Genomic DNA, 10,317 nt, shown 5'->3' with positions numbered 1-10,317 from the left:
GGCCCCGCCCCGGGGAGGGGGCGGGGCCGCCGACGCGTCCTCCGTCACGAAGGGCCCACTACGACCGGCTCATCGCAGCGGGTTCACTGCGAAGGGCTCATGACGCCGGGCCCATTACGCCGGGCCCATGTGGCTGCCCTCCGAGCCGCCGCGCGCGCCTTGCTGCGGGGCGCCCGCCGCGTGCCGCCCGGTGGTCTCGCCGGCCCGCCACTCGGCCTCCTCGGTCATGGACATGGGCTGGCCGAGGCCCTGTGCGTCGTCCCAGTGTGCGGTCAGGGCGTACATGACCACGATGTCCAGGGCGATGACGATGCTGGACCACACCGGGTGCGCGTCCAGGAATCCGATCTGGCCGATGATGTTCAGCATCGCGAGGCCGATGGCGGTGTATCGGGCCCAGCTCGCGCCGGTCAGCAGGCCCATGCCGACCGCCAGTTGCAGACCGGCGAAGCAGAGCATGATGACGCCCCAGGTGGTGTAGCTCCACACCAGGAGGTCACCGGAAGCGGTCACGAAGTAGTCGTCGCGCAACAGCGCGGTGAGGCCCATCATCAGGTTCAGGATGCCGAGCGTCAGCAGCGTGAACGCGGCGAACGCCACCCATCCGGACCAGGCGTTGAACCCGCTCGTCTTGCGTGCCATGGCGTGCTCCCAAGAAGTGGGTCGGGCGTGCCCGACCTCGATCAGCAGGCCGTCCGGCCTCCGTCCATTTCTCAAAATAGACCTGCTTTGAGGCTTTTGCCCGTTTGGCCGAATCGGCCGCGCAGCGCGGCGGGGGATCCGGCCCGGGACACGGCGACGGCCCGGCACCGTGTGGGGGCCGGGCCGTCGCCGTGGTGACGCCCGCAAGAAAGCGGGAGAAGCCCCGTCCACTTCTCGCGGACCCTGATTGCGCGGTGCACGGCCATCGAGGACCGCTACTCCGCGTCGTTCTCTAGTGGACTTCTCCCGTTCCCTCCAGTACACCTCCGCGGTGCGCGGAGTGCAAAGGGGAGGGCAAAGGGGATGGGGAGGAGCGTCGCGCAAGGGGTCGGGGCGAAGGTCGGGGCGCAGGAACGGGTGCCCGGTTTCGCCGGGCACCCGTTCGTTGCGCGTCCGCTGCGCTCAGCCCTCGTTCGGGGAGTCGCCGTTGACGGACTGGCCGGCGGCCTTGGCCTGCTCGTCCTGGGCCTCGGCGACCTTGCGCTTGACCTCGTCCATGTCGAGGCCCTTGGCCTGCGAGATGAGGTCGACGAGCGCCGTTTCGGGCAGCGCGCCGGGCTGCGAGTAGACCATCACGTTGTCGCGGACCAGCATGATCGTGGGGATCGAGCTGATCGAGAACGCGGCCGCGAGCTCGGGCTGCGCCTCGGTGTCCACCTTTGCGAAGACGACGTCGGGCTCGTTCTCCGAGACCTTCTCGAACGTCGGGGCGAACTGCCGGCACGGTCCGCACCAGGCCGCCCAGAAATCGATCACGGTCAGTCCGTCGCCCGCGACGACCTCGTCGAAGTTCTCCTTGGTCAGTTCGACCGTGGCCATGTTGCCTCTCCGTCCTGCGTGTCCGTCCTGCGTGGATCGTCCTTGGAGGACGCCGACGAGCAGTGGAACGACGCGGGGCCGCCGCGCATTCCAGGTGCCCCCGGGCGCACCTCCCCACCATCGTGCCCCGATCGTGCGCGACGATGCGTCGGCGGGACGATCACCTCGCACCGCCCCGCACGCCTGTCACTTGCGCACCATAGGCTGTGCCGACACCCGACACAGCGTCACCGCTCGTGCGCCCCCGCAGCCCGAGGAGCCTCCGTCATGCGCTATACCCGCCGCAGCGTCGTCAACCTCACCCCCGCCGAACCGGGCTGGGACCTTGAGCTGACCCGGCCCGGCGCCGACTCCGTGCTCTGCCCGGTCATCGGCTGGGCCGTCGTCGTGGTCGAGACCACGGCCGCTGGTGATGTCGAGACAGCGATAGAACCGGCCTTCGTGTACGAGGGCGCGGTCTTCACCCCGGGCGAATTCGCGCACACCATCGGCGAGTTGGAGTACGCCCTGATCGAGCCGGAGGACTGATCCGCACGGCGGCGCACACGTGGCCCCGCCCCGTCCCGTCCCCGGAGAACGTTCGTCCGCGGCCCCGTACCTCTCGGTGACGGGGCCGTCGCGCGTGTGGATTCAGGGAACGGTCAAGGCGTTCTCCAGGCGCTCCCTCAGCCGCCAACTTGCTTGCAACGCACGCCGATCTCTGCCAACTTGCGCGTTACCGAGATCGTCGGGACGCGACGGGGGACACGTGCGCGATCGGCTCTATTTGCTTTCTCTTCTGCGGCCGCTGGGCCCGCGCGTGATCGCGGGACTGGCGGCCCTGATGCTCCTGGTGAGCGTGCTGCCCGCGGTCACCGCGGGGGCGATCGGCTGGCTCGTCGCCCGCGCCACGGTCATCGTGCGCGACGACGCGAGCCTCACCGACCTCACCGCGCCGCTCGCGCTGGTCGCCGTCGCCCTGGTCCTCGACCTCGTCGCACCCGACCTGCTCCAGGCCTGCCGCGACTGGGCCGCACTGCGCGTCAACGGCGCGGTACGGGCACGCATCCGCCGCGCGTTGTCCTCGCCCGCGGGGATCGCGCACGTCGAGGACCAGACGATGCGGGACGCCGCCGGGATGCCGGCCGTCGACACCGGTTCGATCAACCTCGGCACCGGCGTCGAGGGGCAACTGTGGCTGCTCGCCCGATTCTTCGGCGCCGCCGCGGCCACCGTGCTCGTCGCGTGGTACTCGCTCTGGCTCGCCCTCTTCGTGCTGGCCTGCATGCTGGTGCAACGCGCCGTCCTGGTCCGGCAATACACGAAGGTCGTACGCGAACTCCCCGCGATGAACACCGCCAAGCGCGGCGCCGACTACTGGGAGCAGGTGGCAGGCGGTGCCCCCGGCGCGCAGGAGTCCCGCATATTCGGCTTCGGGCCTTGGGCCACCCGGGAGTTCGGCCGCCACGCGGACGCCCACGCCGACGTCATGCGCCGCCTGACGCAGTCGGCGCTGCCCAGCCACTGGGCCGTGTTCATCCTCTCCACGGCCGGTGCGGGGCTGCCCTTCGTCCTGGTGACCGTCGCGGCGCTCGACGGCGAACTCACGCCCGCGCGCCTCGCGACGACGCTGGGCGGTGTGCTCGGCCTCGCGTCCATGGGGATCATGGGCTTCGAGGCCGTCTACATCGCCGCCGCACTGCGCCAACTCACCGCGCTGCGCGTCGTGGACGGGCTGCTGCGCATCCCGGCGCCGACCGCGAGTCCGTCCGGGAGGAACGGGCGGGCGACCGCCGAGCACGTGCGTTCCCCGGGCGCGGGTGCGTCGGTCGTCTTCGAGGACGTCTGGTTCCGCTACCCGGGCACCGAACGCGACGTCCTGCGCGGCCTCGACCTGACCGTCCCACCTGGCGACTCGGTCGCGATCGTCGGCGAGAACGGTGTCGGCAAGACCACGCTGATCAAGCTGCTGTGCGGGTTCTTCACCCCGACGCGCGGCCGCATCCTGGTCGACGGCGTCGACGTCAACGCCGTGCCGCCGGAACTGTGGCGGGATCAGATCGCGGTCGTCTTCCAGGACTTCGTACGGCTGGAGCTCACCGCGCGCGAGAACGTCGGTCTCGCCGCACTCGGCCGGGGCGCCGCCGACCCCGCCGACCTCGATTCCGCCGCACTCGACGACGCAGCCCGCGCGGTCGGCATCCTCGACCGCGTCGAAGCGCTGCCGGGCGGCTGGGACACCGTGCTGTCGCCCGCCTACAAGGGCGGCGGCGACCTGTCCGGCGGGCAGTGGCAGCGCATCGCGCTGGCCCGCGCGCTGTACGCGGCCCGTGAGGGCGCCCGCATCCTCGTCCTCGACGAGCCCACCGCGTCGCTCGACGTGACCGCCGAGACGGAGCTGTTCGACCGCCTCATGGACACCGCCCGGGACCTCACCAACATCGTGGTGTCGCACCGCTTTTCGACCGTACGCCGGGCAGACCGCATCGTCGTCGTCCACGAGGGCCGGGTCGCCGAGGACGGCACGCATCCCGAACTCATGGCGCTCGGCGGGATGTACCGCACGCTCCACGAACTCCAGGCCGAGCGCTTCCGCGAGGAGGCCGCGGAGGCAGGCGTCGAGAGGGTGCCACCGATGACGGCCGCCCCAGCACCGCGCGCCGCCGACGAGGTCGAGGCAAAGGTCGAGGAGGACCGCACGTGAACATCACCTGGCGCGGCATCGCCGAGGGCGACCCCGTCCAGCCGGTCCCGCTGCGCAGGCGCCTGCGGATCCTCCGCGACGCCGTCACCCACGGCCACCCGGGCCTCGTGCGCTCGGCCGCAGTGATGATCGTGCTGGTGAGCCTGGCCGGGGCCGCCACGAGCCTCACCCTCAAGGGCATGGTCGACGGCGCCGCCGAGGGCGCCTGGACCTACGCCCTCACCTCGGCCGGGATCGCCGCCTTGGCGGCCGGGGTCAACGGGGCCTGCCTCCGCGTTTACGGCAACACCCACGACTCGCTCGCCGCCACCGTCGGCGCGCGAGTCAACACCGACACCATCCGGATCGCGGGCGGCATGCCCGGCACCGACCATCTCGAACGCCCGGAGTACGCCGATCAGATCGCGCTGCTGCGCAACGGCGGCGCCCCACTGGTCCGAGCCGCCTTCTCGATCGCCGACCTTTTGTCGCTGGCGGTACGCGTACTCATCGCTGTCGCGCTGCTCGCCTGGGTCCACCCGCTGCTGGCCGTCGCGCCGCTGCTCGCGGTCCCGTCGGTGCTGCTCGCGGGGCGGGCCCAGGCGCACGTCGAGCGGGCGGCGGTCGGCGCGGCCGAACACGTGCGTACCGCCGAGCACCTGCACGGCCTGTTCACCCACCCGACCGCGGCCATGGAGATGCGCGTCTTCGACTGCTCGGACGCCCTCGACCGGCGTGCGGACGAGGCGTGGTCGAGGGCGGCCCGCATCCGGCTCCTGGGGGCGGTGCGCGCGTCCGCGACCGCGGTGGCGGGATGGCTGCTCGTCGCGGCCGGGTACGCGGCGGCGCTGCTGCTGGTCGTCGCCGAGGCCCGGGCGGGCCGGGCCACGCCCGGAGACGTCCTGCTGGTCGCCCAGGTCCTCGTGCAACTGCGCGGCAACATCTCGGCGTTGGCCACCACCACGCGCCAGGTCACCGCGGGCCTGCGGATGGCCGACCGGTACGCGTGGCTCGCCGACCGGGCGGCCGAGGAGCACGCCCGGTACGCCGGGACGGCCGCCGTGCCGTCCGGCCTGACCGACGGCATCCGCCTCGAAGGCGTGCGCTTCACCTATCCCGGCGCGCCGCGCCCCGCGCTGGACGGCGTCGACCTGCTTCTCCCGGCCGGGCGCACGGTCGCGGTGGTCGGGGTCAACGGGGCCGGCAAGACGACGCTGGTCAAACTGCTGTGCGGCTTCCACCGGCCGGACGCGGGACGCATCACGGTGGACGGCACCGACCTCGCCGACCTCGGCATCGCGGAGTGGCGCGACCGCGTCTCCGGGACGTTCCAGAACTTCCTGAAGCTGGAGACGAGCGTTCAGCACAGCGTGGGGGCGGGGCGTCCGGAGCACATGGACGACGCGGACGCCGTCACGCGGGCGTTGCGCGGCGCCGACGCCGAGGGCCTGCTCGCGCGGTGGCCGGACGGGCTGGCGACGGAGCTGGGCCGGTCGTATCGCGAGGGGGCCGAACTGTCCGGCGGGCAGTGGCAGAAGCTGGCGGTGGCCCGCGCGATGATGCATCCGGCACCGCTGCTGCTGGTGCTGGACGAGCCGACCGCCGCGCTCGACCCGGTCGCCGAGCACGCGCTGTACGAGCGGTACGTGGGCGCGGCCGCGCGGGTCCGCGAGAACGGCGGCACGGTGCTGTTGGTGTCGCACCGCTTCTCGTCGGTGCGGATGGCCGACCTGATCGTCGTCCTGAACGACGGCGCGGTCGAGGACGTCGGCACGCACGACGACCTCGTGGGACGCGGCGGCAGCTATGCGGTGATGTTTCGTCAGCAGGCGGCGGCGTTCGCCTGACCGCCGCCGCGGTCCCCGCGGTCGCCCTGGTCCTCGCGGTCGCCGGGGTCGGGGTCGCCGCCCTCGCCGAACTTGGCGAGGGCCATTGCCCCGACCACCGCGAGGACGAAGCCCGCCACCGCGGCCGGGGCGAAGCCGGACCGGCTGTGGTCGCCGAGGAAGAGGATGCCGACGGCGGCCGGAAGCACGGTCTCGCCGACGACGAGGGCCGCCGCGACGGCGGTGACCGCGCCGCCCTGGAGCGCGGTCGCGTAGATCAGCATGGTGACCGCGCCGGACAGCGCGAGCGCCCAGGTGGCGGGGTTCTTCCACAGGTCGCGGACCGCCACGTCGGTGAGGACGCGCCCGGCGAGGGCGATGAGGCCGAAGCCGAACCCCGCCGTGAGACCGAGCAGTCGTGAGCGCCACGGTTCCCGTCGGCGGGCGGCCAGGATGCCGAGCAGGGCGATCACCGCGACCGAGGCGAGCAGCGCGTACCGGAACCCGTCGCCGGTCTTCGCGGGGCCCTCGTGGCCGGCGGACAGGCCCAGCAGCGCGAGGCCGAGGCACACGGCGACGATGGCGCCCCACTCGCGGCGCCCGAGGACGACGCCGAGCAGTGGCACCGCGACCACCGCGGTGACCGCGAGGTTCGCGGCCTGCGCCGCCTCGACGGCGAAGACCGGGAGCTCGGCGAGGGCCACCAACTGCGCGGCGAACCCCGCGAGGTCGAGCAGCGTCCCGGCCACGAACGGCCACTGCCGGAAGACCCGGACCAGCAGCCGGGGGTCGAGCCCGCCGCCCTCGGTCTGCCCCACGCGACGGCTGCCGAGCGCCTGGAGGACGGTCGCGACCCCGTAGAAGAAGGCCGCCGCGACCGCGGCGAGCAACGAGACGATCATGCCGTCACGCTAGGGCCTTTCAGCCGGATGTTGGCGGATTGCCCGCTTGGTCGGGTATGTGTGACCGCATGGCAGGTCTGGTGCGTGCGCGCCGGGCCCTGGCGGCTCCTCCCGAGCACGGCGCGCGGGCCCGAAGCTCGTGCCGGCCGGCCGGCGAGCCAGGCAACCCGCCCGCCAGCCAACCCGCCTGACAGCCAACCCGCCCCGCCGGGTCTTGACGGCCCTCCCACGCCCGCCACGCTGCCCTGGGTCGGCTGAGACCGGGATGCTGCCAGGCCGCGCGGGCCCGACAAGATTCGGAAGAAGGGGGCCGGGGCGAGGCCCGACCGGGGGCCGGCATTCGAGTGCGGGGACGGATACGGGCCACCGTGACGCGGATCGCCGCCCGGCGGAAGGGGCCCGGGGCGAGACAACGACCGGGGCCCGGCGTCCGAGTGCGGGGGACGGATACGGGCCACGGTGGCGCGGATCGCCGCCCGGCGGTCGGGCGGTCGTGCCTTCGGCCCTTCCGGCGGTCAGACCTTCGTGCGGTTGCGGCGGCCGACGATTTGTCCGACCACGACAATGGCGACCGCCGCAAGGAGCATCGCGGAGCCGATCACGTTGATCTGCGGGGGAGTTCCGCGCTGCGCGGCGCCCCAGACGTACATCGGGAACGTGACCGTGTCGGGGCCCGCGTTGAAGTTCGTGATGATGAAGTCGTCGAACGACAACGCAAAGGCGAGCATCGCCCCCGCGGCGATGCCCGGCGCCGCCAGCGGCAGGGTGACGCGCAGGAAGACCTGGACCGGGGACGCGTAGAGGTCCCGGGCGGCCTCTTCGAGCGACGGGTCCATGCCCAGGACGCGCGCCTTGACGGCGGTGACCACGAAGCTCACGCAGAAGGTGATGTGCGCGATGAGGATGGTGGTGAACCCGGCGTCCATGCCCATGCTCAGGAACAGCATGGCGATCGACGCCGCCATGACGATCTCCGGCATCGCCATCGGCAGGAAGATCAGCGAGTTGACGACGCCGCGCGCCCGGAATCGGTAGCGGGCGAGGGCGAACGCCACGAGCGTGCCGAGCACGGTGGCGAACAGTGTTGCGAGGATGGCGATCTTGAAGCTCAGGGTGAGCGAGTCGCACATACCGGACACGCCGCACGGGTCGCTCCACGCCGCCGTGGAGAACTCCGCCCACTCGTAGTTGTAGCGGCCCTCGGGGTCGTTGAACGAGAAGATCATCACGACGACGTTCGGCGCCAGCATGTAGACGAGCGTGCCGAGCCCGCACAGCACGACCAGATTGCGGCGGAGCCATCCGGCGACCGTGTTCACACCAGGTCCTCCGTTCCGCTGCGGCGGATGTAGACGGTGACGATCACCAGGATGACCGCCATGAGCACGAACGACAGGGCCGCCGCGGTCGGGTAGTCGCGGACCCGCAGGTACTCGGACTGGATGACGTTGCCGATCATCGTCTCCCGTGTGGTGCCCAGCAGTTGCGCGTTGATGTAGTCGCCGGACGCCGGGATGAAGGTCAGCAGCGTGCCGCCCACCACGCCCGGCATGGACAGCGGCAGGGTGACGCGGCGGAAGGTCGCGGCGGGGCTCGCGTACAGGTCCCGGGCGGCCTCGTGCAGGCGCGGGTCGATGCGGTCGAGCGAGGCGTACAGCGGCAGGATCATGAACGGCAGGAAGTTGTACGTGAGTCCGGTGACCACGGCGAGCGGCGTGGCGAGCACGCGGTCGCCCTCGGTCAGCCCGAGCGTCGCGGTGGCGTCGGTGACGTGCGCCCAGTTGAGGAACCCGACGACGGTGCCGTTGTCGGACAGGATCGTCTTCCAGGCCAGCGTGCGGACCAGGAAGCTGGTGAAGAACGGCGCGATCACCAGCACCAGCAGGAGGTTGCGCCAGCGCCCGGCGCGGAAGGCGATCGTGTACGCGAGGGGGTACGCCAGCACGAGACACAGCACGGTCGCCGCGCCCGCGTAGTAGACCGAGCGCAGGAAGTGCTCGTCGTACGCCTTGAACGCCTCGCTGAACGTGTCCCACGACCAGGTCACGCCGAAGCCCTGTTCCAGCGACCCCGACGACACCGACATCTTCGCCTGGAAGTACAGCGGGACGAGGAAGAAGAACACCAGCCACGCGATGCCTGGCAGCAGCAACAGATAGGGCGCGCGCCGAAGTTCGCGCCCCGCCCGGGTCAACAGCGAGGGTGGGGACGGGGCTTCCGGGGGCGTCGCGGGCCCCGCTTTGGTCAGGGCCGTCACAGCGCGTCCTCCCCGGTCCCGGCCTCCAGGTCCTGGGCGGCGTCGAGGCCGAAGCCGTGCCGGGGGCTCCAGTGCAGGACGACCTCGTCGCCCACGCGCGGGCGTTCGTCGTCGCGGTTCTGCGCGAACACCACGAGTTCGTGGTCTCCTGCCGTGCGTACCCGGTACTCGGTCGAGACGCCGAGGAACGCCGCCTCGGTGACCGTGGCGCGCAGGTGGTTGAGGCCGTCGACGCCCTCGGGGAGCGCCTTGGCCATGCTGATCTTCTCCGGGCGCACGCCCATGACCAGCTTGCCGCCCGCGGCCGTGCTGCGGTCCGCGGGCAGCGTCATGCGGGTGCCGTGCACGTCCAGCAGCAGGTCGGCGCCGCTGCGTCCGGTGACCTCGGCGGGCAGCAGGTTGGACTGGCCGAGGAAGTTCGCGACGAAGGCGGTGCGCGGGGACTCGTACAGTTCTGCGGGGCTGCCGAGTTGCTCGATTGCGCCGCCGTTCATGACGGCGATGGTGTCGGCCATGGTCATGGCCTCTTCCTGGTCGTGCGTGACGTGCACGAAGGTGATGCCGACCTCGGTCTGGATGCTCTTGAGCTCCAACTGCATCTGGCGGCGCAGCTTCAGGTCCAGCGCGCCCAGCGGCTCGTCCAGCAGCAGCACCTGCGGATGGTTGATCAACGCCCGCGCCACCGCCCCGCGTTGCTGCTGCCCACCGGACAACTGCGCGGGCTTGCGGCCGCCCAGGTCGCCGAGTTGCACGAGGCCGAGCATCTCCCCGACCGGCTCGGCGACGTTCTTGCGGCCTTTGCGGCGCAGGCCGAACGCCACGTTCTCGGACACCGTCAGGTGCGGGAACAGCGCGTAGCTCTGGAACACCGTGTTGACCGGCCGCTTGTGCGGGGGCAGCCGGGTCACGTCCTGGCCGCCGATGACCACCCGTCCCGAGGTGGGCTCCTCCAGGCCGGCGATCATCCGCAGCGTCGTGGTCTTGCCGCACCCCGATGCGCCGAGCAGGGCGAAGAACGACCCCGCCGGGACGGTGAGGTCGATCGGCCGGACGGCGGTGAACGTGCCGAACCGCTTGCCCAGACCGGTCAGTTCGACCCGTCCGGCGTCGCGCCCCTGATCCTTCATGCTGGTCCTCACCTGGTTGCCG

General features: G+C 71.8%; 9 protein-coding genes. 3 read left to right on the top strand and 6 right to left on the bottom strand.

Annotated features, from left to right (window positions below; translation table 11 throughout):
• Nucleotides 1-114: 114 nt before the first annotated feature.
• Nucleotides 115-642, bottom strand: a complete 528-nt coding sequence (locus ACRX5S_RS12295) for a DUF7144 family membrane protein (protein ID WP_436772917.1) — start codon at nt 640-642, stop codon at nt 115-117.
• A 462-nt stretch (nt 643-1,104) separates the two neighbouring features.
• On the bottom strand, nt 1,105-1,521 hold the full coding sequence (gene trxA / locus ACRX5S_RS12290) for a thioredoxin (RefSeq protein WP_436772916.1): 417 nt from the start codon (nt 1,519-1,521) through the stop codon (nt 1,105-1,107).
• Nucleotides 1,522-1,788: 267 nt separating this feature from the next.
• Here trxA and ACRX5S_RS12285 point away from each other — a divergent pair, with 267 nt between their 5' ends.
• The 3 genes from ACRX5S_RS12285 (at nt 1,789) to ACRX5S_RS12275 (ending at nt 6,030) form a co-directional block, all read left to right on the top strand.
• A complete protein-coding gene (locus ACRX5S_RS12285) occupies nt 1,789-2,049 on the top strand; it encodes a hypothetical protein (protein ID WP_436772915.1) in 261 nt (86 codons plus the stop codon).
• Between the two features lie 220 nt (nt 2,050-2,269).
• The gene (locus ACRX5S_RS12280; protein ID WP_436772914.1) at nt 2,270-4,204 is read left to right on the top strand and encodes an ABC transporter ATP-binding protein; all 1,935 of its coding nucleotides are present in this window, start codon (nt 2,270-2,272) and stop codon (nt 4,202-4,204) included.
• Nucleotides 4,201-6,030: an ABC transporter ATP-binding protein gene (locus ACRX5S_RS12275; protein ID WP_436772913.1), complete on the top strand. Its 1,830-nt coding sequence runs from the start codon at nt 4,201-4,203 to the stop codon at nt 6,028-6,030. Before ACRX5S_RS12280 ends, ACRX5S_RS12275 begins: the two co-directional genes overlap by 4 nt.
• On the opposite strand, the gene ACRX5S_RS12270 is transcribed toward ACRX5S_RS12275, so the two are convergent.
• The 4 genes from ACRX5S_RS12270 to ACRX5S_RS12255 form a co-directional block, all read right to left on the bottom strand.
• A complete protein-coding gene (locus ACRX5S_RS12270) occupies nt 6,006-6,911 on the bottom strand; it encodes a hypothetical protein (protein WP_436772912.1) in 906 nt (301 codons plus the stop codon). The two genes, ACRX5S_RS12275 and ACRX5S_RS12270, sit on opposite strands and share 25 nt — an antisense overlap.
• 515 nt (nt 6,912-7,426) lie before the next feature.
• Nucleotides 7,427-8,161 carry an ABC transporter permease gene (locus ACRX5S_RS12265; RefSeq protein WP_436773202.1) on the bottom strand — a complete coding sequence of 245 codons (735 nt, stop codon included), beginning with the start codon at nt 8,159-8,161 and terminating at the stop codon, nt 7,427-7,429.
• A gap of 65 nt (nt 8,162-8,226) precedes the next feature.
• Nucleotides 8,227-9,168, bottom strand: coding sequence for an ABC transporter permease (locus tag ACRX5S_RS12260; protein ID WP_436772911.1), 942 nt, complete (start codon nt 9,166-9,168; stop codon nt 8,227-8,229).
• Nucleotides 9,165-10,295 (bottom strand): ABC transporter ATP-binding protein, encoded by a 1,131-nt coding sequence (locus ACRX5S_RS12255; protein WP_436772910.1) that lies wholly within the window; start codon nt 10,293-10,295, stop codon nt 9,165-9,167. Before ACRX5S_RS12255 ends, ACRX5S_RS12260 begins: the two co-directional genes overlap by 4 nt.
• Nucleotides 10,296-10,317 lie beyond the last annotated feature (22 nt).

The organism is Yinghuangia sp. YIM S09857, assembly GCF_051388915.1.
Classification (GTDB): domain Bacteria; phylum Actinomycetota; class Actinomycetes; order Streptomycetales; family Streptomycetaceae; genus Yinghuangia.
This window is presented reverse-complemented; position numbering and strand designations above follow the sequence as displayed.

Bases quoted from the DNA above. Each gene is read 5' to 3' on its own strand.
- ACRX5S_RS12255 (WP_436772910.1), bottom strand. From the start codon at position 10,295: ATGAAGGATCAGGGGCGCGACGCCGGACGGGTCGAACTGACCGGTCTG.
- ACRX5S_RS12295 (WP_436772917.1), bottom strand. From the start codon at position 642: ATGGCACGCAAGACGAGCGGGTTCAACGCCTGGTCCGGATGGGTGGCG.
- ACRX5S_RS12270 (WP_436772912.1), bottom strand. From the start codon at position 6,911: ATGATCGTCTCGTTGCTCGCCGCGGTCGCGGCGGCCTTCTTCTACGGG.
- ACRX5S_RS12285 (WP_436772915.1), top strand. From the start codon at position 1,789: ATGCGCTATACCCGCCGCAGCGTCGTCAACCTCACCCCCGCCGAACCG.
- ACRX5S_RS12265 (WP_436773202.1), bottom strand. From the start codon at position 8,161: ATGCTGGCGCCGAACGTCGTCGTGATGATCTTCTCGTTCAACGACCCC.
- trxA (WP_436772916.1), bottom strand. From the start codon at position 1,521: ATGGCCACGGTCGAACTGACCAAGGAGAACTTCGACGAGGTCGTCGCG.